This is a genomic window from Escherichia sp. 94.0001 (assembly GCF_013369155.2).
Lineage (GTDB): Bacteria > Pseudomonadota > Gammaproteobacteria > Enterobacterales > Enterobacteriaceae > Escherichia > Escherichia coli_F.
The window spans coordinates 75,874-98,555 of record NZ_JABWMS020000001.1; the positions used below are offsets into that span (position 1 = coordinate 75,874).

17 protein-coding genes are annotated in these 22,682 nt (G+C 52.2%); 13 read left to right on the top strand and 4 right to left on the bottom strand.

Annotated features, from left to right (window positions below; translation table 11 throughout):
• The first annotated feature begins 94 nt into the window (after window positions 1-94).
• From pppA to yghD, 13 genes are all read left to right on the top strand, one after another.
• Window positions 95-904: a prepilin peptidase PppA gene (pppA, locus tag HEN33_RS00355; RefSeq protein WP_176262851.1), complete on the top strand. Its 810-nt coding sequence runs from the start codon at window positions 95-97 to the stop codon at window positions 902-904.
• A gap of 65 nt (window positions 905-969) precedes the next feature.
• Window positions 970-1,380: a type II secretion system pilot lipoprotein GspS-beta gene (gene gspS2, locus HEN33_RS00360; protein WP_001332998.1), complete on the top strand. Its 411-nt coding sequence runs from the start codon at window positions 970-972 to the stop codon at window positions 1,378-1,380.
• A 15-nt stretch (window positions 1,381-1,395) separates the two neighbouring features.
• Window positions 1,396-2,355: a type II secretion system protein GspC gene (gene gspC / locus HEN33_RS00365; RefSeq protein WP_032185103.1), complete on the top strand. Its 960-nt coding sequence runs from the start codon at window positions 1,396-1,398 to the stop codon at window positions 2,353-2,355.
• A 29-nt stretch (window positions 2,356-2,384) separates the two neighbouring features.
• Complete coding sequence (gene gspD, locus HEN33_RS00370; RefSeq protein ID WP_000498829.1) at window positions 2,385-4,445, top strand: type II secretion system secretin GspD; 2,061 nt, start codon at window positions 2,385-2,387, stop codon at window positions 4,443-4,445.
• Complete coding sequence (gene gspE, locus HEN33_RS00375) at window positions 4,445-5,938, top strand: type II secretion system ATPase GspE (RefSeq protein WP_000249374.1); 1,494 nt, start codon at window positions 4,445-4,447, stop codon at window positions 5,936-5,938. The genes gspD and gspE overlap by 1 nt, the downstream gene beginning before the upstream one ends.
• 4 nt (window positions 5,939-5,942) lie before the next feature.
• Window positions 5,943-7,166 (top strand): type II secretion system inner membrane protein GspF, encoded by a 1,224-nt coding sequence (gene gspF / locus HEN33_RS00380; RefSeq protein WP_176262850.1) that lies wholly within the window; start codon window positions 5,943-5,945, stop codon window positions 7,164-7,166.
• A gap of 16 nt (window positions 7,167-7,182) precedes the next feature.
• The gene (gene gspG / locus HEN33_RS00385) at window positions 7,183-7,638 is read left to right on the top strand and encodes a type II secretion system major pseudopilin GspG (RefSeq protein ID WP_176262849.1); all 456 of its coding nucleotides are present in this window, start codon (window positions 7,183-7,185) and stop codon (window positions 7,636-7,638) included.
• A 3-nt stretch (window positions 7,639-7,641) separates the two neighbouring features.
• Window positions 7,642-8,205: a type II secretion system minor pseudopilin GspH gene (gene gspH / locus HEN33_RS00390; protein ID WP_176262848.1), complete on the top strand. Its 564-nt coding sequence runs from the start codon at window positions 7,642-7,644 to the stop codon at window positions 8,203-8,205.
• Window positions 8,202-8,573: a type II secretion system minor pseudopilin GspI gene (gene gspI / locus HEN33_RS00395; RefSeq protein ID WP_105268460.1), complete on the top strand. Its 372-nt coding sequence runs from the start codon at window positions 8,202-8,204 to the stop codon at window positions 8,571-8,573. The genes gspH and gspI overlap by 4 nt, the downstream gene beginning before the upstream one ends.
• On the top strand, window positions 8,570-9,175 hold the full coding sequence (gene gspJ / locus HEN33_RS00400; protein WP_129707995.1) for a type II secretion system minor pseudopilin GspJ: 606 nt from the start codon (window positions 8,570-8,572) through the stop codon (window positions 9,173-9,175). Before gspI ends, gspJ begins: the two co-directional genes overlap by 4 nt.
• The gene (gene gspK, locus HEN33_RS00405) at window positions 9,172-10,149 is read left to right on the top strand and encodes a type II secretion system minor pseudopilin GspK (RefSeq protein WP_176262847.1); all 978 of its coding nucleotides are present in this window, start codon (window positions 9,172-9,174) and stop codon (window positions 10,147-10,149) included. The genes gspJ and gspK overlap by 4 nt, the downstream gene beginning before the upstream one ends.
• The gene (gene gspL / locus HEN33_RS00410; protein WP_176262846.1) at window positions 10,146-11,324 is read left to right on the top strand and encodes a type II secretion system protein GspL; all 1,179 of its coding nucleotides are present in this window, start codon (window positions 10,146-10,148) and stop codon (window positions 11,322-11,324) included. The genes gspK and gspL overlap by 4 nt, the downstream gene beginning before the upstream one ends.
• A gap of 1 nt (window position 11,325) precedes the next feature.
• Window positions 11,326-11,877: a GspM family type II secretion system protein YghD gene (gene yghD, locus HEN33_RS00415; RefSeq protein WP_176262845.1), complete on the top strand. Its 552-nt coding sequence runs from the start codon at window positions 11,326-11,328 to the stop codon at window positions 11,875-11,877.
• 353 nt (window positions 11,878-12,230) lie between these two features.
• Here yghD and HEN33_RS00420 read toward each other — a convergent pair whose 3' ends face one another.
• Genes HEN33_RS00420 through HEN33_RS00435 form a run of 4 tightly spaced genes read right to left on the bottom strand, consistent with a single transcriptional unit; the run spans window position 12,231 to window position 22,679 of the window.
• Window positions 12,231-14,462 (bottom strand): hypothetical protein, encoded by a 2,232-nt coding sequence (locus HEN33_RS00420; RefSeq protein ID WP_176262844.1) that lies wholly within the window; start codon window positions 14,460-14,462, stop codon window positions 12,231-12,233.
• Window positions 14,459-19,156, bottom strand: coding sequence for a hypothetical protein (locus tag HEN33_RS00425; RefSeq protein ID WP_176262843.1), 4,698 nt, complete (start codon window positions 19,154-19,156; stop codon window positions 14,459-14,461). Before HEN33_RS00425 ends, HEN33_RS00420 begins: the two co-directional genes overlap by 4 nt.
• A gap of 11 nt (window positions 19,157-19,167) precedes the next feature.
• Complete coding sequence (locus tag HEN33_RS00430; protein ID WP_176262842.1) at window positions 19,168-21,366, bottom strand: DEAD/DEAH box helicase; 2,199 nt, start codon at window positions 21,364-21,366, stop codon at window positions 19,168-19,170.
• Entirely contained in the window at window positions 21,363-22,679 is a 1,317-nt protein-coding gene (locus HEN33_RS00435) for an ATP-binding protein (RefSeq protein ID WP_176262841.1), read from the bottom strand. The genes HEN33_RS00430 and HEN33_RS00435 overlap by 4 nt, the downstream gene beginning before the upstream one ends.
• Window positions 22,680-22,682 lie beyond the last annotated feature (3 nt).

A 22,682-nucleotide genomic window follows, 5' to 3' on the forward strand; every position in this document is an offset into this window, starting at 1 on the left:
CCGGGTTGCGCCAGCTTATCGGGCCTGGAGGAAAGCCGTATGGCATACACCTGCAGGCCCGCATCCGGCAAGTTACAACAAATAACCTTTAACCATGCTTTTTGATGTTTTTCAGCAATACCCTGCGGCGATGCCCGTCCTGGCAACCGTCGGAGGATTGATCATCGGCAGTTTTTTGAATGTGGTGATTTGGCGTTACCCCATCATGCTGCGCCAACAAATAGCGGAGTTTCACGGTGAAATGTCGAGTGCGCAGTCAAAAATAAGCCTTGCGCTGCCGCGTTCGCACTGTCCGCATTGCCAGCAGACTATCCGCGTTCGTGACAATATTCCGCTGCTCTCCTGGTTGATGCTCAAAGGGCGCTGCCGTGATTGTCAGGCGAAAATCAGCAAGCGTTATCCGCTGGTGGAGTTATTGACGGCACTCGCTTTTTTGCTGGCGAGTCTGGTCTGGCCGGAAAGTGGATGGGGGCTGGCGGTGATGATATTATCCGCCTGGCTGATTGCCGCGAGCATCATCGACCTTGATAACCAATGGCTGCCCGATGTTTTTACTCAGGGCGTATTGTGGACAGGACTGATTGCGGCATGGGCGCAACAGAGCCCGTTAACGCTACAAGACTCAGTCACCGGCGCTCTGGTGGGGTTTATTACGTTTTACTCCCTGCGCTGGATAGCCGGAATAGTTCTGCGTAAAGAAGCATTAGGCATGGGCGATGTATTACTCTTCGCCGCGTTAGGTGGCTGGGTGGGCGCGTTGTCGCTGCCCAATGTGGCTTTAATCGCCTCATGCTGCGGCCTGATATATGCCGTTATTACAAAAAGAGGATCAACCACACTGCCTTTTGGACCGTGTTTAAGTCTGGGCGGTATAGCAACACTTTATCTACAGGCATTGTTTTAATGATAACCCCGTCATTATCAAAGTGACATTTTAACTCTTATTAATAACCTTAGAGATTATTTACCATGTCGATAAAACAGATGCCAGGGAGGGTATTAATATCGCTATTATTGAGCGCTACAGGATTATTAAGTGGCTGTGCCAGCCATAATGAAAATGCCAGTTTACTGGCGAAAAAACAGGCGCAAAATATCAGCCAAAACCTGCCGATTAAATCTGCGGGTTATACCTTAGTGCTGGCGCAAAGCAGCGGCACGACGGTAAAAATGACCATCATCAGCGAAGCGGGTGCTCAGACCACGCAGACGCCTGACGCCTTTTTAACCAGCTACCAACGACAAATGTGTGCAGACCCAACGGTGAAATTAATGATCACCGAGGGAATTAATTACAGCATAACGATTAATGATACACGTACAGGTAACCAGTATCAGCGGAAACTGGATCGCACTACTTGTGGAATAGTCAAAGCATAACGTCGGGTATATAAATTGGCGCGGGTTGTTTTTCGTGACGCACGAATTTATCTCATTCAATGGCTGACAAAAATTCGTCACACTCTTAACCAGAGACAATCTCTTAATACAGACAAAGAGCATCTGCGAAAAATTGTACGCGCGATGTTCTGGCTGATGCTGCTTATTATTTCTGCAAAAGTGGCGCATTCACTCTGGCGCTATTTCTCCTTTTCTGCGGAATATACGGCGGTTTCCCCATCGGCGAATAAACCGCCCCGTGCAGATGCAAAAACGTTCGATAAAAATGACGTGCAATTAATCAGCCAGCAAAACTGGTTTGGCAAATATCAGCCCGTCGCCGCACCGGTAAAACAACCTGAACCTGTGCCTGTGGCAGAAACACGTCTTAATGTGGTGCTGCGCGGGATCGCCTTTGGTGCCAGACCTGGCGCGGTTATTGAAGAAGGCGGCAAACAGCAGGTCTATTTGCAGGGGGAACGGCTTGGTTCTCACAACGCGGTGATTGAGGAAATCAACCGCGACCATGTGATGCTGCGTTATCAGGGGAAAATGGAACGTCTGAGTCTGGCAGAGGAGGAACGCCCCCCTGTGGCGGTGACCAGCAAAAAAGCCGCCAGTGACGAAGCAAAGCAAGCTGTTGCTGAACCTGCTGTCAGTGCGCCAGTTGAGATTCCGACTGCCGTGCGTCAGGCACTGGCGAAAGATCCGCAGAAAATTTTTAACTATATCCAGCTTACGCCTGTGCGTAAGGAGGGGATTGTCGGTTATGCAGTGAAGCCGGGGGCAGATCGTTCTCTGTTCGATGCCAGCGGTTTTAAGGAAGGCGATATCGCCATTGCGCTCAATCAGCAGGATTTCACTGATCAACGAGCAATGATTGCTCTGATGCGGCAGTTACCTTCAATGGATTCCATTCAACTTACGGTTTTACGCAAGGGTGCGCGCCACGACATTTCCATCGCGCTGCGCTAACCGCATTTAATCCAGGAGAATCATTCATCGTGTTTTGGCGTGATATTACGTTGTCGGTCTGGCGTAAGAAGACAACTGGCCTCAAAACAAAAAAGCGTTTACTGCCGCTGGTGTTGGCAGCGGCATTATGCAGTTCACCGGTCTGGGCGGAAGAAGCCACTTTCACCGCTAATTTTAAAGATACCGACCTGAAATCGTTCATCGAAACCGTCGGCGCTAACCTTAATAAAACCATCATTATGGGGCCGGGCGTTCAGGGGAAAGTGAGTATTCGCACTATGACGCCGCTCAATGAACGCCAGTATTACCAGTTATTCCTTAACCTGCTGGAAGCACAGGGGTATGCCGTCGTACCGATGGAAAACGACGTGCTGAAGGTGGTGAAATCCAGTGCCGCGAAAGTCGAGCCGCTGCCGCTGGTTGGTGAAGGCAGCGACAACTACGCGGGCGATGAAATGGTCACCAAAGTCGTGCCGGTACGTAATGTGTCGGTACGCGAGCTGGCACCGATTCTGCGCCAGATGATCGACAGCGCAGGCTCAGGCAACGTTGTTAATTACGATCCCTCCAACGTAATTATGCTCACCGGACGCGCCTCCGTCGTGGAGCGGCTGACAGAAGTGATCCAGCGTGTGGATCACGCGGGAAATCGCACTGAAGAGGTGATCCCGCTGGATAACGCCTCGGCTTCGGAAATCGCCCGCGTGCTGGAAAGCCTGACGAAAAACAGCGGCGAGAACCAGCCTGCAACGCTGAAATCACAGATTGTCGCCGACGAACGCACCAACAGTGTGATTGTCAGTGGTGACCCGGCCACGCGGGACAAAATGCGCCGCCTGATCCGTCGTCTGGACTCAGAAATGGAGCGCAGCGGCAACAGCCAGGTGTTCTATCTCAAATACAGCAAAGCCGAAGATCTGGTCGATGTGTTGAAACAGGTCAGCGGCACGCTCACAGCGGCTAAAGAAGAGGCGGAAGGCACGGTTGGTAGCGGGCGTGAGGTTGTCTCCATCGCCGCCAGCAAACACAGTAATGCCCTGATTGTCACCGCGCCGCAGGACATCATGCAGTCGCTGCAAAGCGTGATTGAACAACTGGATATTCGCCGTGCTCAGGTGCACGTCGAGGCGTTGATCGTGGAAGTTGCCGAAGGTAGCAATATCAATTTCGGCGTGCAGTGGGCGTCGAAAGATGCCGGATTAATGCAGTTTGCTAACGGTACGCAGATCCCTATCGGTACGCTGGGCGCAGCCATTTCTCAGGCGAAACCGCAGAAAGGCTCCACGGTGATCAGCGAAAACGGTGCCACCACCATTAACCCGGATACTAACGGCGATCTCTCCACGCTCGCCCAGCTTCTTTCTGGCTTTAGCGGTACGGCGGTTGGCGTGGTGAAAGGCGACTGGATGGCGCTGGTACAGGCGGTTAAAAACGACTCCAGCTCGAACGTGCTCTCCACGCCGAGCATCACCACGCTGGACAACCAGGAAGCCTTCTTCATGGTGGGCCAGGACGTTCCGGTATTAACTGGATCTACCGTTGGCTCCAATAACAGCAATCCTTTCAACACGGTAGAGAGGAAAAAAGTCGGCATCATGCTGAAAGTCACGCCGCAGATTAACGAAGGTAACGCGGTACAGATGGTGATTGAGCAGGAAGTGTCGAAGGTGGAAGGACAGACCAGCCTCGACGTCGTGTTTGGCGAGCGCAAACTGAAAACCACCGTGCTGGCAAACGATGGTGAGCTGATCGTGCTTGGCGGTTTGATGGACGACCAGGCGGGAGAAAGCGTGGCGAAAGTGCCGCTGCTGGGCGATATCCCGTTGATTGGTAACCTGTTTAAATCGACGGCGGATAAAAAAGAAAAACGTAACCTGATGGTGTTTATCCGCCCGACCATTCTGCGTGATGGTATGGCGGCAGACGGCGTGTCGCAGCGCAAATATAACTACATGCGCGCCGAGCAGATCTATCGCGATGAGCAAGGCTTAAGCCTGATGCCGCACACCGCGCAGCCGGTACTGCCAGCGCAAAATCAGGCTCTACCGCCGGAAGTTCGTGCGTTCCTTAATGCCGGGAGAACGCGTTAATGGTGCCTGTAGCACAGGAAACCACCGCTAACACCGTGCGTCTGCCCTACAGTTTCAGCCGTCGGTTTAGCCTGGTGGCATGGTGCGAAGCGTCGCTGGAGATCCTCCATGTGCATCCGTTGTCACTCTCTGTTTTGCAGGAGCTGCAGCGGGGGCTGAACGCGTCTTTTACGCTGCGGCAAATCGACGAGGCCGAATTTGAACAGCGGCTGAATGCGGTCTGGCAGCGTGACTCTTCCGAGGCTCGCCAGCTGATGGAAGATCTCGGTTCTGCCGAGGACTTTTTTACCCTCGCGGAAGAACTGCCGGAAACGGAAGATCTGCTGGAAAGTGACGACGATGCGCCGATCATCAAACTGATCAACGCCATGCTGGCAGAGGCGATTAAAGAAGGCGCTTCGGATATCCACATCGAGACGTTTGAAAAGAGTCTGGTGATCCGTTTTCGCGTTGACGGCACATTACATGAAATGCTGCGTCCGGGGCGCAAACTGGCCTCGCTGCTGGTATCGCGTATTAAGGTGATGGCACGGCTGGATATCGCCGAAAAACGCGTACCGCAGGATGGGCGCATTGCGCTGCTGCTGGGCGGTCGGGCGATTGACGTGCGTGTCTCCACCATGCCTTCCGCCTGGGGCGAGCGCGTGGTGCTGCGACTGCTGGACAAAAACCAGGCCCGCCTGACGCTGGAGCGTCTGGGGTTGAGCCATGAACTGACCGCGCAGTTGCGCCAGCTACTGCACAAACCGCACGGCATCTTTCTGGTGACGGGGCCGACAGGTTCCGGCAAAAGCACCACGCTGTACGCCGGATTGCAGGAGCTGAACAACCACTCGCGCAACATTCTCACGGTTGAAGACCCCATCGAATACATGATTGAAGGGATCGGTCAGACACAGGTTAACACCCGCGTCGGCATGACCTTCGCCCGTGGCCTGCGCGCGATTTTGCGTCAGGACCCGGATGTGGTGATGGTCGGTGAAATCCGCGATACCGAAACCGCAGAAATCGCCGTCCAGGCGTCATTGACCGGACACCTGGTACTTTCCACGCTGCATACCAACACGGCGGTGGGGGCGATCACGCGTTTGCAGGATATGGGCGTTGAGCCTTTCCTGCTCTCTTCCAGCCTGACGGGCGTGATGGCGCAGCGACTTGTTCGCACACTGTGCACCGACTGCCGCCAGCCCGCGCCTGCCACTGATGAAGAAAAACGCCTGCTGGGAATTACCGATGTGCGTACCGTCACGCTGTACCATCCGCAGGGCTGCCCCGCCTGTAATCACAAAGGTTTTCGCGGGCGTACTGCCATCCATGAGCTGATCGTGGTAGACGCCACATTGCGTGATTTGATCCACCGTCAGGCCGGGGAACTGGAGCTGGAACGTTATGTCCGGCAACACTCTGCGGGTATCCGCAGCAACGGCATTGAGAAAGTGCTCGCCGGAGAAACCTCTCTCGATGAAGTGCTGCGGGTAACAATGGAGGCGTAATGTAATGGCACTGTTTTACTATCAGGCGTTACAGCGTAATGGTCGCAAAACCAAAGGCATGATTGAGGCGGATTCCGCGCGTCATGCCCGCCAGTTGTTGCGCGGTAATGAGCTTATCCCCGTACACATTGAAGCCCGGATGAATGCTTCGTCAGGGGGAATGTTGCAGCGTTGGCGACACGCACATCGTCGCGTGGCGGCGGCAGATTTGGCGCTGTTCACGCGCCAACTGGCAACGCTGGTGCAGGCAGCAATGCCGCTGGAAACCTGCTTACAGGCGGTCAGTGAGCAAAGTGAAAAACTGCATGTAAAAAGCCTCGGAATGGCGCTACGCAGCCGGATTCAGGAAGGTTACACCCTGTCGGACAGCCTGCGCGAACATCCCCGCGTCTTTGACTCCCTGTTTTGTTCGATGGTGGCTGCCGGAGAAAAATCCGGGCATCTCGACGTGGTGCTCAATCGCCTGGCGGATTACACCGAACAGCGACAGCGCCTGAAATCACGCCTGCTGCAGGCCATGCTCTATCCGCTGGTACTGCTGGTGGTGGCAACGGGCGTGGTCACTATTTTGCTGACGGCGGTGGTGCCGAAAATTATCGAACAGTTTGATCATCTCGGACACGCGCTGCCTGCCTCCACCCGCGCTCTTATCGCTATGAGCGACGCGTTGCAGACCAGCGGCGTTTACTGGCTGGCAGGTCTGCTGGGGCTTCTGGTGCTGGGGCAACGATTACTCAAAAATCCTGCTATGCGCCTGTGCTGGGATAAAACCTTGCTGCGCCTGCCCGTGACCGGGCGTGTTGCGCGCGGACTGAATACGGCGCGTTTTTCCCGCACGTTAAGCATCCTCACCGCCAGCAGTGTTCCGCTACTGGAAGGCATTCAGACCGCCGCTGCCGTGTCGGCAAATCGCTATGTCGAGCAACAACTGCTGCTGGCGGCAGATCGCGTCCGCGAAGGAAGCAGCTTGCGCGCTGCGCTGGCGGAGTTGCGCCTGTTCCCGCCGATGATGCTGTACATGATCGCCTCCGGCGAACAGAGCGGTGAACTGGAAACCATGCTTGAACAGGCCGCAGTCAACCAGGAACGGGAATTTGATACCCAGGTGGGGCTGGCGTTGGGGCTGTTTGAGCCTGCTCTGGTGGTGATGATGGCGGGTGTGGTGCTGTTTATCGTCATCGCCATCCTCGAGCCGATGCTGCAACTGAACAATATGGTTGGAATGTAATTTACGGAGTTATCACATGAATTCGTTATCCCGCACACAAAAACCACGGGCAGGTTTTACCCTGCTGGAAGTGATGGTGGTGATTGTTATTCTTGGCGTCCTGGCAAGTCTGGTGGTGCCTAACCTTTTGGGCAACAAAGAGAAAGCAGATCGGCAAAAAGCCATCAGCGATATCGTGGCGCTGGAGAACGCGCTGGATATGTATCGACTGGATAACGGGCGTTATCCGACCACCGAACAGGGGCTTGAGGCGCTGATCCAGCAACCGGCCAATATGGCGGACGCCCGCAACTACCGTCCTGGTGGATACATCAAACGGCTGCCAAAGGATCCGTGGGGCAATGATTATCAGTATCTCAGCCCGGGTGAAAAAGGACTGTTTGATGTTTACACCTTAGGGGCGGATGGTCAGGAAAACGGGGAAGGTGCTGGCGCAGATATCGGTAACTGGAATTTGCAGGAGTTTCAGTAATCAGTGCCCAAACGCGGATTCACTCTTCTGGAAATCATGCTGGTGATTTTCCTTATCGGCCTTGCCAGTGCGGGCGTGGTACAGACTTTTTCGACCGATTCTGAATCGCCCGCGAAAAAAGCGGCGCAGGATTTTCTGACTCGCTTTGCGCAGTTTAAGGACAGGGCAGTGATCGAAGGACAAACACTCGGTGTACTAATCGATCCTCCTGGCTATCAGTTTATGCAGCGTCGTCACGGGCAGTGGCTGCCCGTTTCTACGACCCGCTTATCGGCACAGGTTACGGTGGCGAAACAGGTGCAAATGCTGCTACAACCCGGCAGTGATATCTGGCAGAAGGAATATGCGCTGGAGCTGCAACGCCGTCGCCTGACGCTGCACGATATTGAACTGGAGCTGCAAAAAGAGGCGAAAAAGAAGACGCCGCAGATCCGTTTTTCGCCTTTTGAACCCGCCGCGCCGTTTACGCTGCGCTTCTACTCGGCGGCGCAAAACGCGTGTTGGGCGGTAAAGCTGGCGCACGATGGCGCGTTATCCCTCAATCAATGTGATGAGAGGATGCCATGAAGCGCGGATTTACCTTGCTGGAAGTGATGATCGCACTGGCGATTTTTGCGCTGGCTGCCACGGCGGTATTACAGATCGCCAGCGGCGCGCTGAGTAATCAGCAAATTCTTGAGGAAAAAACGGTAGCGGGCTGGGTAGCTGAAAACCAGACCGCACTGCTCTACCTGATGACCCGCGAACAACGGGCGGTCAGGCATCAGGGCGAGAGCGATATGGCAGGAAGCCGCTGGTTCTGGCGAACCACACCACTGAATACCGGTAATGCGCTGCTCCAGGCGGTGGATATTGAAGTCAGTCTTCATGAAGACTTTTCGTCAGTGATTCAGTCACGACGCGCCTGGTTTAGCGCCGTGGGAGGCCAACAGTGAAAAGGACTCGCGCTGGTTTCACGTTACTGGAAATGCTGGTGGCGATAGCCATTTTTGCCTCACTGGCACTGATGGCACAGCAGGTGACAAACGGCGTCACACGCGTGAATAGCGCCGTCGCCGGACACGATCAAAAACTGAACCTCATGCAGCAAACGATGAGTTTTCTGACCCACGATCTGACACAAATGATGCCGCGTCCGGTAAGAGGCGATCAGGGTCAGCGAGAACCTGCGTTACTGGCGGGCGCTGGCGTGCTGGCCTCTGAGAGTGAAGGAATACGCTTTGTGCGCGGCGGTGTGGTTAATCCATTGATGCGTCTGCCGCGCAGTAATCTGCTCACCGTCGGTTACCGCATTCATGACGGTTATCTCGAACGGTTAGCCTGGCCGCTGACCGATGCCGCAGGCAGCGTGAAGCCAACAACGCAAAAGTTGATTCCGGCGGATTCACTTCGTTTGCAGTTTTACGACGGCACTCGCTGGCAGGAAACCTGGTCATCAGTGCAGGCGATCCCTGTGGCAGTGCGCATGACTCTGCATTCGCCGCAATGGGGCGAGATTGAACGCATCTGGTTGTTACGCGGGCCGCAATTATCATGATCACCTCACCACCAAAACGCGGAATGGCACTGGTCGTGGTGCTGGTATTGCTGGCGGTCATGATGCTGGTAACCATCACGCTTTCCGGGCGGATGCAGCAACAACTTGGGCGAACGCGCAGCCAGCAGGAGTACCAGCAGGCGCTGTGGTATAGCGCCAGTGCAGAAAGCCTGGCGCTGAGCGCACTCAGTCTGAGCCTGAAAAATGAAAAGCGCGTGCATCTGGCGCAGCCGTGGGCTTCCGGCCCTCGTTTGTTGCCACTGCCGCAGGGGCAAATTGCCGTCACTCTGCGTGACGCTCAGGCCTGCTTTAACCTGAATGCCCTTGCTCAACCAACAACGGCGTCGCGTCCGCTCGCGGTACAACAACTGATTGCCCTGATCTCGCGCCTGGATGTGCCTGCTTATCGGGCCGAACTGATAGCCGAAAGCCTGTGGGAATTTATTGACGAGGACCGCAGCGTGCAGACGCGTCTGGGCCGTGAAGACAGCGAGTATCTCGCCCGTTCGGTACCGTTCTACGCCGCGAATCAACCGCTGACCGATATCAGCGAAATGCGCGTGGTACAGGGAATGGACGCCGGACTTTATCAAAGACTGAAACCGCTGGTCTGTGCGCTGCCGATGACCCACCAGCAAATCAACATCAACACCTTAGACGTCACGCAAAGTGTGATTCTTGAGGCGCTGTTTGACCCGTGGTTAAGCCCTGTTCAGGCGCGGGCGTTATTACAACAACGTCCGGCGAAGGGCTGGGAAGATGTCGATCAGTTTCTCGCACAGCCGCTACTCGCTGACGTCGATGAGCGTACTAAAAAACAGCTAAAAACCGTCCTGAGCGTGGACAGCAATTACTTCTGGCTGCGTTCAGATATCACCATGAATGAGATTGAACTGACGATGAATTCGTTAATTGTCCGCATGGGCCCACAACACTTTTCGGTTCTCTGGCATCAGACAGGAGAAAGTGAGTGAGTTCCATGCTTGAGATTTTTTTCCCGCTTTGCGCCGCTGATCCCATCCGTTGGCAGCGCCGTACACCCGACGTGGAGCACGGCATATGGCCTGACGTTGCTGGCGAACATCTCCAGCAATGGCTGCAAACTGATGCGATTCGACTCTACATTCCCGGCGAATGGATCAGCGTCTGGCAGGTTGAACTGCCTGATGTGCCTCGCAAGCAGATACCAACTATTCTGCCTGCCTTACTGGAAGAAGAGCTGAATCAGGATATTGACGAACTGCATTTCGCCGCGTTGAAAATCGACCAGCAACTGGCAACCGTAGCAGTGATTCACCAGCAGCATATGCGCAACATTGCGCAGTGGTTACAGGAAAACGGCATTACTCGCGCCACCGTTGCACCGGACTGGATGTCCATTCCTTGTGGTTATCTGGCTGGCGATGAACAGCGAATTATTTGCCGCATCGATGAATGTCGTGGATGGAGCGCCGGGCGGGCGCTGGCCCCGGTCATGTTCCGCGCACAGCTCAATGAGCAGGCGTCACCGCTTTCGCTGACCGTAGTCGGAATCGCGCCGGAAGAGCTATCTGCATGGGCTGGCCCAGACGCTGAACGTCTGACAGTGACGGCCCTGCCAGCCGTTACCACTTATGGCGAACCTGAAGGGAACCTGCTAACAGGGCCGTGGCAGCCTCGTGTCAGCTACCGAAAACAGTGGGCGCGCTGGCGGGTGATGATTCTGCCGATATTGCTGATTCTGGTTGCGCTGGCAGTGGAACGGGGCGTGACGTTATGGAGTGTCAGCGAACAGGTGGCGCAAAGCCGCGCCCAGGCGGAGAAACAGTTCTTAACGCTGTTCCCGGAGCAAAAACGGATTGTGAATTTACGCTCTCAGGTGACGATGGCGTTGAAAAAATATCGCCCACAGACTGACGATACCCAGCTGCTCGCAGAGTTGTCAGCGATAGCCAGCACCCTGAAATCAGCGTCACTTTCCGACATTGAGATGCGTGGTTTCACCTTTGATCAAAAACGCCAGACGCTTCATCTCCAGTTGCGGGCCGCAAACTTTGCCAGTTTCGACAAACTGCGTAGCGCGCTGGCGGCAGATTATGTTGTGCAACAGGACGCGTTACAGAAAGAGGGTGATGCGGTTTCCGGCGGCGTAACGTTGCGGAGGAAATAACATGTTACGCGATAAATTTATTCACTATTTTCAGCAATGGCGTGAACGCCAGTTAAGCCTTGGCGAACACTGGCTGGCACAACACCTGGCGGGGCGTTCTCCGCGCGAAAAGGGCATGTTACTGGCTGCGGTAGTGTTCCTGTTTAGTGCCGGATATTACGTCTTCATCTTGCAGCCTTTAAGCGAACGGATTGAGCAACAGGAGACGATGTTGCAGCAGCTGGAGGCGATGAACACCCGACTGAAGCGAGCCGCGCCGGATATTATTGCAGCGCGAAACTCCGCCACAACAACGCCTGCGCAGGTATCGCGGGTTATCAGTGATAGTGCTTCCGCGCACTCGGTGGTCATCAAACGGATAGCCGAGCGTGGGGAGAATATTCAAGTCTGGATAGAACCTGTGGTGTTTAATGACCTGCTGAATTGGTTAAACGCGCTGGATGAAAAGTATGCGCTGCGGGTGACACAAATTGATGTCAGCGCAGGTGAGAAGCCTGGGATGGTGAACGTGCAGCGACTGGAATTTGGACGGGGTAAAGTATCAGGAGATTAATATCAATAAAATTACTCTCGTTAACGTGGCGAGAGTAATTCCCCCAGACCTTATAAGCTAAGTTTTTTCGTGAAGGTTATTGCCAGATCCAAAAGCAAAAACCCGCCTTGTGGGCGGGTCTTAAGAATTAGTGGTGCCGGACTCGGAATCATATCGGCGATTAACATGATATTTATTATTGGTTTTATTGAAGAAATAACTAAACAGCGCCCCCACTAAAGCCCCCATAAAAAATTGCTTTATTTTTGTGATGATTATCACGAAAAATCGTTGTTTTGCGAGTGGGGGATTCGTTATGTGTGGAGTCAGGTTCACACATAACGAGTTCTAAAAACACCGCCCTAAATTTTCCACTAGTTCTCCACCATCAATCGGGCAAGCTTGGCAAAAATCGAACTCTTACTACTTTCGCCGCTCCTGAGCATATCCAGGGTGAAGCTATTGAGATAAACGCCAGTTAACGGGTGGCTAAATACATCTACGGCTTTCCCCTGGGCATCCCATATCAGCAGGTTTTCTACGAGTTTAGGCCGTGCAATAGTAGGATTTATAGGCTGAGCATCGCTTACCAGAACAAATACTCCATTCTCATGCGGTTGCAAGTAAATATGGTGATGCTTCATTTTTTGCGCTTTGGTCAGCGAGTCGTGTTTTGAACGGCCTGGTGATATCAGATAGGGCAGTACGTTTTGCTCCGGTTTTGCTGAGCGGGTGATGGTGTACCCGTTAAATTTATCCCCTTTATGTTCCGCCAGCGCTTTTTCTTGCTCCTGATAAGCGTATGAATCGACGATATTAAGTTGTGTTGGGCCGATCAGGCGCGGCACGCGATCGCTGTTGTAGGTAGTCAGCAGGACGTCTGCGACGTGGTCGTAGAGATAGAAGCTTTTGTCGAATAATTTCTTTAACCGTCCCAGAGAGGGATGATCAACGGATAGATAGCCTAATTTACCTTCAGCGATCCCGGTATCAACCACCCTAAGTTGGCCGTGCTCAATTTTTAGTTCAACATGCCCAAGGAGAGAGAGATTGTTTTTCGTTTTGCGTACCGCATAGGCGGTATAGTGCCCGTCCGCCAAATCTGGTAGTGGGATGTGATGCTGATTGAGTAAGCTTTCTTTGAACCATAGTTCGGTTTTCGTTCGGCGTATCTTACTGTTTAGTAAGGTAATTGCTGATTTGAGACGGCTGTGAGGCTTCGTAAAATCGATTTCGTATTGAGCAGGGTCGCTCGCCGAGCGTTCATTAATAAGATCAATCGCATCCAGCAATTTGCGATCAATATTCATACCCTGCAAGACCACAGGTAGCGGTTGCTGATTTAGCCACCCTTGCAAACGATCCAGTTTAAGTTGGGTATAGGTATCCCAATTGAGTTCAGGTTGTTTTCGGGCGTCGGCAAAAGCCGCATAGAAATCATTGTACTCAACAGATTCATTAACTTGCTGGCGGATGCTGTTGCTCCGTTCTTCATCTACCGCATTGAGCACCAGAATAGAGGTATTGGCGGGCAGCTCAGAAAAGCCGGTTTGCTGAGAATGTTTAAGCGATGTCAGCGGCCAGAGTTGATATTCGGGGAACTGGATGGCTAATGCGTCAAAGAAATAAGCTTCTTGCGTGGCGCTGAATTCGACGCCGTTATTAACCACCAACAGCGTATTAGCCAGCTGTTGATCGAGGTCGGTAGCGAACTGATTGACCTCGTGGGTGGCCTGAAATGGGATAGGTTGATGGGGGATCTCTAGTTCACTGAGCCGCTCGCAGGCAGCATTCATGACCACGTTATAGGTATAGGCCTGGCATTCACCATAGCCGCTGCGCTCACGAAAAAAGTCCAGTTTGCTATCCCGGGCATCGAGTTTGCGTCGGGCTTTGAGCCGACGATTATCGATGTTAAACCACACGCTGGTATCGTCCAGAGAGAGGTGTAATTCATCCTCCGGTTCGACCAGAAATTTTCGTTTGTGCAGGGTAAAGGCGAGTTCGTTATATTCTGATGCATAAATGTCGAGTTCGAATGCCTCCATCACTCCAGTGCCGCTTTTCTGCGTGACGGGCTGACTCAGGCGAGCGTTGAGATAGAACGTAGAGTTGAAGTAGGTCGGCGGTACCGAAAAGCGCTCGCTGGCTTGTTCCAGCATTACCATTTTCAGATGCAGACTGAACAATCCCTGAATCAGGCGAGATAGGTCATAATTTTCAGCGGTGAGCTGCTGACAAAGCGTTTCAATACGTTCTGCCAACGTCCTGTGAGCCGGGCTGTTCGGCGCAGTTGCAGGCGCCAGGAAAAAAAAGACGTGATGGTAATTGGGTAAGCAATGCAGCTCATATTTTACCTCCTGCCCGGCCTCCAGCCCAAGCTTCTGCCGCACGCAAGATTTTACCTCCTGATGAATTCGCGCATAGTAATCAGCGGATTTTTCTTTTCGCTCTTTAGTAAAGCGCTGAACCATAAAGTCTATCGTATAGATATTAGATACAGGGGCCAATAGACGCTGGATGGTCGTCAGCTGATCGTCTTCAAGCTTGATCAAATTGGTACGGGCAATCGGAGTATCCGTCAGCTCATTCAGATTAGGGATCATGATGCTTTTCCTTTAGTCGGCAACTTTTCTACACCCAGCAGGGTTAGTAGCATTGGGTTAATATCCAACATCGTGCGCAGTTTCGAGTTTTCCTGAGCGCGTCCGCTCTCTCGATTTTTGGGCTGATAGTACTGGTAGTCGGTTTGCAACAGGTTAAGGTAGTGGATCGTGTGATCCACGTTATCTTGCCACATCAGATTATTGGGGTTCTGGCTGTAGGCGACGTTCAGATAGACAAATCGAATGCGTTCGTAACGGCCTGCCAGCACCGCCTGAAGCTGTTTCTGCCCCTCTGTATCGGCCTTTTGGCTGGTGATGTTACGGATCTGGCGAATCTTGTTGTTGCTTTTCTCAAGCGTTTCTTCTGCCCGCGTTAAATCGTCCAACTGCGTTGCCCAGCGTTTAACGTCGATGCAGAGCAGGTCGTCACCCACTTCAATAAAGCGGTCAAAAAACTCATATACCAGCGGTTCAAGGCATTCAAACACCTGTTGGTCGGAGAGTGGGGTAATACCATAACTTTTTAGCACTTTATCGAAGAGATATTCACCGACATTGCCTTTGAGCAACGGAACTAGCCTGGGGTTGGGTACCCATTTTTTGAATGCCGTTTCCTGGATGTTGTTACATTCACGAATCAACTCGCCGACCAGGTTGCCAGGGGTAAAATCGACATCGTTTCTATACTGCGGAAAGAGGGTGAGCTCTGGCCGGTACTCTCTTGCGCCGCCAGCGAAATCCGACAGGGCGGAATAATCTCTGTGGACAAGTCCATCCGGGCCGCGTTTGTGGCAAAGTAAAATAGTTTGGTTGCCCTGTTGGCGATCGATAAACAGGGCGTGGTGGATAGATTGCATTTGCCGATTGGCGGCATACAAGGAATTAGCCTGAAGTTTTTCCAGCCAACGCAGGGGATCGGTAAAGGAGTCAGAATCACGGAATAAATTACACAATTCGAGATATTCAAGGTTGCCGGCGCGTACCTGATTTATCCAGTCGGTTTTCAGGACTCGCTTATGAACAGCATCGATGCGGCGACCATTTTCTACGATAGCCTGTTCAAACGCATGCCGCTGTTCTGCATCACTAAATGACTGGCTCTGACTCAGCTTTTCGCACTCCTCCATGAGGCGGTGGTTAAGCAAGGACATGCTTTCTGATACTACCTCGTTACCGCTATCTTCACTGAGAGCGGCGAACTGGAATGCAACATTACGGAACACGTCGCGGGGTAAAAAGATTTCTGTTTTCAATAGCGTGTCGCGACGCTCGACCCGCCCTACGGCCTGCACGACGACTTTGAATAAGCTCATATCATGTTCGGCCATTAACAGGCGATAGTTTTCGCCGTGGGCAAAATTAACGTTGAAATCGGCCAGCTTGTGGACGGTAATATCGTCATCGGCGTAGTGTTTAAGCACGGTAACGTAGTTAGGTAATGTATTGAGGTTGCCGCTGTTGTCCTTTACTTCGCTGTAAAACGAGGAGTTGATGAGCACTAAGCGCTCAAAATCGACATCCAGACGTGGTGCATTGATATCATTAATATCGCCGTCATGGTATTTAACAAAGTAGTTGAGGCCGGTGCCTGCACTTTTGTAGCTGCTCATAAATACCAGTACGGTATTGCTGTTCTGGAGATAGGTTTCTTGCCTGATATCTTCGACATTAGCCAGTGGTGAATCGAAAAAGACCAAATGGACGGTGTGACGCCCTTTGAATGGGGTAAAGGTCAGGATCTGGTCATGTTTCTTATCGTTATCCGTTTTTTCATCGCACCGGGAGTGCATACCGTACTGCTGACGCCAGGCTGATTGATGAGTGCGCCAGGCGCTGATAAAGGCCCGCTTAAATGTCCCTGAAAGTGACAAAATCAGGCTGTTTTTACCCTCGTAGGCGGCAAGCAATAACGCTTCCAGTTCCCGCTGGTACTGACGCCGTTTATAGGTATTTTTCAGGTCGTACTCCAGCGGTTTCTTCAGCGCGTCGAAAAAGTTGTCATACGTCCTGCGATAGATCTCACAATTTTGGTAGATATCGGTCAATTTTAACTGCTTATCATCGAACACCCTGAAGTCGACGTTGCGGATACTGGCCCTCAACCCGCGTAGTGCCTTAAGTGTGTCGATATCTGCCTTTTCGCGTTCAACGACCCGGTAGCCAAGGTCGCGGCTATAGCGTGCCAGGAAGCGACGATTGAAGTTACCGTTTTTGGTGTGGCTAAAACCGCTGGTGGCGCTAAGCCCAATTACTTTATTGTGCGTGCCGGTTAATAAACGCAGCAGCATGGCTTCGGGCAGCTCTTGTACCAGATCCATTTCGAACGCCAGAATAATTGTGCGCTCGGCTCCCCTATTCACGTAATTGAGTTCAGCTATAGGCGTCATCGTGAATACGGTTTTGGGTTGCAGGTAAGTGTAGAAATGATCAATCAACAAGTTTTTATCGGTGGTGCGATCGAAGATATGTCGCACCACGCCAGCTACGTTATTGGCAGCGTCAACAAACTGGCCCAAAGGCGTATTCTGGCTGCTGGAGTTGTCCTGGCCGCCATTCTTTACCCAGCGCTTAAAGTGCCGGTTGGTGATTTCAGAACAGGCGGCGAGGATGACGGAGACCAACTGGAACAGATCGTGCAGGGTGGGGTTGGTGTCATTGGCATCATTTTCGACTTCGTAATACAGCTCGGTGCGCGTTATGTCGCCTTCGCTATTGCGCATGCGAATGCGTTTCAGCCCTTCTTCATTGACGTACATTTTGGGGTTAAAGCTGAATACGTTGCGGGTGATTGAGATGATGCGTTCGGCGGCGTCGCCGTTGACTTCAAATGCCCCTAACTGGTCGCGAAACATCTCTAGGATCGATTCCAGCGTTGTACCGGGGGATAGTTCGCACTTTTCTGCCAGTAAATTGCGCAGAGTAGTGATGAATTTGACCATCTCTTGCTCAAAGGTCGTTTGCGCTTCTTTGGGCTTGTTTCGGCGCTCTAAGCTGAGTACCGCGTTGTGAATACGTCCTGCGACGGAGATAACATGCGCCAGGTTATTTTCCTGTGTGATTAGCTTCACATGGCATGTTTCTTCAAGGCGGGTGTAGGCTTCATGTAGTTCATCAATGATCACCGTAAAGTGAATATTTTTCTGGCGAAAAGGACAATCTGGATTACGTTTGAAATGTTCATCGCGAAGGTAAGCAACCTGCCCGGCGTGGCCTACAGCTGCAACGGTGCTGATCTGAGGATCTTTGGGGCTCAGCTTGCCGCCAAGGAGCAGGTCAAAACCTACGGGCTCAAAATTCACACCTTCGCCTCGTTTACGAGGTGTCAGGCGATAAGTTGATGTATCGAATTTTTTGGTGGTCATTAACAGCACCGATGGGCGGTACTGACACACTTCGAAAGGCAATACCTGCTTGATAAGCTCGAAGTAGACTTCGTGTACGCTCATTTTTGACGCAGGTTTTCCCTGCATCGCGTTAAGCTCTCGCTTTCTGCGAGCAAGCAGTCCGCGGCGAATATATTCTTGAATCGACGTTTCACCATTACTCCGTTCAAATAATGACTTGCAGGCCGATACAATGGTGTTGCGAAGACTATGACGGTAGTTCTTTAGTTGGTCTTTGATTATTTCTATATCAAAATCCGTATGCTGACTATTGAATGTTGCCAGTTGTTCTTCACAACGATCAATCTGCGAAACCAGGTGATTAAGTGAACGCATAGCAACACTGATAAGGGAGTTGTTATTGGCATTTTTATACCAACGGGTATAGCGCTCGCGGTTTTTCAGGCCAGAGGCCCAGTCCATAAAATCAAGGTCGGCAATATCATTACGAGAGAGAACGCAAATGAACTCGCCACCAGCGGCCAGAATTTTCTCTTTCTGGTTGCTGTCCAGGTCGATTTGTGATTTTTGCGGCGACATGAACAACAGGTTGGTAAAGCCGCCTTCGGGAAACAGGTAATTTGGCTGCTGGGTTTTGGCGAAACGTTCCAGATATTCAACATACCCTTGAATCACGCCATAGCTTTTGCCGAACCCCGTGCCGTCGGAACTGAAAATAACCTCAGCGCCATCACGTTCATGCACGTGGTAAAGTTGAGAGACTTGGGCGCGACAGGCGTTAATCTCTTTAATCAGCGTTATGTCAGGAATTTGCCTGGAGATGAGATCTTGCAGATTATTATTATTGATAGTTATCTCTCCAACACGCTCACACTCACGGTAACTATTGATGGTTATTTGGCCGCTTTCGAGCAGAATCTTTTCCACCTGCATGGGGGCAAGATGCAAGGCTGTTGCAATTTCATTGATAGTATTGGGCAGAGGTTCGTGTGGATTGCTAATCGTGAAGTGGTTTAGTGCTGCCGCAACGGTATCTGGATGCAATGCTTTTCTGAGGGTGGGAAAGGTGAGTCTGTAATCGTATAGCGCCAAATCATTGTTTATCAGGCAGCGAAACGGCTGTTTAGTGGGATCGCCTCCAGGACGGCTGGCAAATCCCAGGATTTTTGCCTGTTCGAGGCGATAAAGCAATGCTGCGGCATCGCGGTCAGGTGAGTCAAATGCAGCGTGGAGCTGCTGGCTAAATGGCATTGTGGCATTCAGCCGGTTATGGCTGACCAGCGCGGAAAAGTGCTGACGCACCAAGGTTAGCAACTTACAATCTTCCTCTATAGTCCAGCTTTTTCTCATTCTTCTTCCCCTTAATATAAATGCCCCTGCAACCACTCCTCCACGTGCTCAACATCAAAAGCGCGTAACCCATACTCCTGCGTCAGCAACGTCTCCGGTAAATACTCATCATATTTTTCGAGGCACTTTTCAGCGATGCTTTCGGCAAGATGGGACTCGGAGGGCAAACCTTCCTGAAGTGCGCTGGCTAACGTCTGTTTAACTTCCGCGACCGTGGTTTTTTCAACTTCAACCACACCAGCAAATGAGCCCGCCTTGAAACCGCGCTGGATAAGTAATGCCGACAGCGTATTTACGGTTTGATCGCCAAGCCAGGGAAGAATGTAGACATGCTGCCCCTGCTGAATAAAACATTCCGAAGCCAGATTATTGTTGCGAAAACAGTTCAGCCCTTCATCAAACAGGTTTCTGGCCGTGGTATCGGCAAAATCGGCTTTGCGATCGCCAACGGTGATGCGGTAGTCTCCCTCCCGATAAATGGTAAGCATTTCCTGGCGGACGACGTCATGAATTGACATCCCTTGTCCGCCAAATAACGGCGGCTGCCCGCCCTTTGTCGCCTCGACATAAATAACTTTTTTATCACTATCGATATCGGTTACCTTCCAGCGTCGACCGCCGAAAATAATGTGTTGGTCAGGCATCAGTGGGGAATCAACGGGAATGGAGCCCAGTGTTTTGCTCCCTGCCACAATGCGAAACTCTTCCGGCGTGCTGAACACGGCGTAGAAGGTGTATTGATTTACCTGACGTTCGCCCTCGACGCCCAGAACCAGTTCGCCGCTTGATAGCTGGGTCAGAAACTGGTGCTCCCCCATATGTTTCAATAACGTTTTGAAGTCATCGATTCTGACTTTCTTAAATGGCCCTTGCTGGCATAGCTGTGACCAGATCTGATCCGCACGCACGCCCCCCCATTGCGCCACGATCGCCAAAATCTGATGGAACAGGGTGGAATAGTGCATCTGCCGGGTATCAGCTGGCTCAAACCATTTGCTGCCGATAAGTAAGCGGATCATGGCCAGCGACTGAACAAGCTGAAGCCTGAGCTGGTCGACAATGCCTGATGTCGGCGTCAGTTCATGTTCGGCAATCAGCATTCTCAATACGGCAGGCGAGTCGCGCCGACCGGAGCGTCCCATTCGCTGGCGCAGGCTGGCTACGGAATGGGGGGCGGTAACTTGCACAACGGAGCTGACTTTACCGATGTCGATGCCAAGCTCTAACGTCATCGTACAGATGGCGGTGGTGGGTAAGTTGCCTTGTTGAAGCCTCTGTTCCAGCGTTTCACGCAGATCTCTGGACAGCGAGCCGTGATGGGGGAAGAACTCATTGGGAACGATGCTCGCTTCACTGAGATCGCTAAGCGTAGCGGCAATGCTTTCGGTCCGTTTGCGGCTATTAGCGAACACCAGATGGGAGTCACCGCGACAGAGGCGAAAGATATCATGACAGATTTGCGTCTCTGCCGACGGCGGTGGTTGTTGGCCCGAGGTGGTTAGCGGTTCCAGATAACCTTTCACCTGTACTTTTAGCGTGGCGTGAGTCTGACTGTCGGTAATAATGTCGCAGGGCAGTCGTTGATTTGGTCGCAGAGATAACGGCACCTGTTCCAGTTCCCCCAGCGTTGCGCTGAGTGCGACCCGAGGAACCGGATTGTCGATTCTTCCGAGCAGGTGATCGATTCGATTTAACAGAGAGAGAAGCTGCATACCCCGCTCAGAACCGATGAAAGCATGGAATTCATCAATGGCGATATACGCCAGTGGAGCGAAAGCCGGCTTTAACCATCCCGCGTTGCGGATCAGCATCGCTTCCAGCGACTCCGGGGTGATAAGCAGAATACCAGCAGGGTTTTTCTTCGCTTTTAGTTTTTTGCTCTGCGCAACGTCGCCATGCCAGGGCGTGACCGGCATCTCCAGTGCATCGCCAAGGCTTTCCAGCCGTCGATACTGATCGTTAATCAGGGCCTTAAGCGGGCTGATGTATAAAATGCCAAAGCCACCCTGAATATCCGCAGTGGCAGAACAGGCGGGCAGGAAAAACGCTTCTGTTTTACCTGCGGCAGTCGCGGCGCTGATCAGGACGTCCCGATCGCCCGCTAATATCGGTGGAACGGCTTTTTTTTGCAGTTCCCGGAGATCGGCCCATCCCTGCCGGTATATCCACTTCTGTATCCGTGGATCCAGCCGCTGGTATTCATTCATCATAGTCTGAAGTCGGCCAGACCGTCCACATCGGCATCTTCTGCCGACGCTATTTCATCCATATCGCTGGGTTTTTCTTCTGCGATCGCGACACCGGCAATTAGCTGTGACCACTGAATGGACGGATTTTGTTCCAGCACGGCCAGCATATCCAGGAAGGCTTTAATCGTGTTTCGTGGCGTACGGAAATAGGCATCACCGATAGTATTGCTACAGTGGCGTAAGAATGCCGTCAGCGCATCATCAGGAACCAGATAGTTATCCGCATCGCCGCCGGAATAAACGTGACGAAGGTTTTTCAACAGAATATAGAGCTCTTCCGGCGTTAAGTTGGCTAAGTGTAGGGAAGGGGACGAATAATCAATCACCCCGGCACGCTGAGCAAAGCTGTTTTCCGCCAGCCGGGACTGGAGCGCCTCGTAGCTGTACAACCCCTTGCGCGGATCGAACAGGAACTCTGGCGTGCCGCCGAGTAAAAAGCCGATATACTCAGCCGTTCCTTGCAGGCAGTCATTCAGAATACGCAGTATTTGTTCATAGTTGGCCACTCGCGCCTGTGTATTGCTCAGTTTGTACAGGTTGACCATTTCATCCAGATTGACCAGCAGCCCGGCGTATCCGGCCTGACGAACAAACAGGCTCATCAGCTTTAACGAGTCGTAGAAAGAGGCATCAGAAATAATGGTGCGCACACCCAGATCGTTACGCGCGTCGGTTTTCGTGGTGTATTCACCTCTTAGCCAGCGGATGGCATTTGATTTCAATGTCTCATTATCCTGCTCGTGGCCCTGCCAGTAACATTCAATGACTTTGGCGAAATCGTAGCCGCCAACCATATCGGACAAGGCGGCGAGTTTTTGGTGAATAATCGTCGGAACTGGCACATCTGTACTTTCTGCTTCTTTTCTGGCTTCTGTAATAAATCGCTCAACCACGCTTAATAACGCGTTTCCGTCCGGCTTATTGCGCGTGGACAGATTTTTCATTAGCTCGGAATAGAGGTTACGCGCCTGTCCACCCGTCGCGTGGATGCGCCTGTCCGGGGATAAATCGGCGCTGATTGTCACCAGCTTTTTCTCTAGCGCAATTGAGCGCACAACGCTTAAAAAGAATGTCTTACCTGAGCCGTATTCCCCAATAATCAGCCGGAATCCTGCGCCGCCATCAGCGATACGCTCAATATCCTGATACAGCGCTTTTATTTCATTGACTCGGCCAACCTGAATATGCTGAATGCCAATTTTAGGCGTAACGCCTGACTTCAGTGACTGAATAATGGCGTCTCTTTCTTTGAGACGAATACGAATGCCAGACATAAA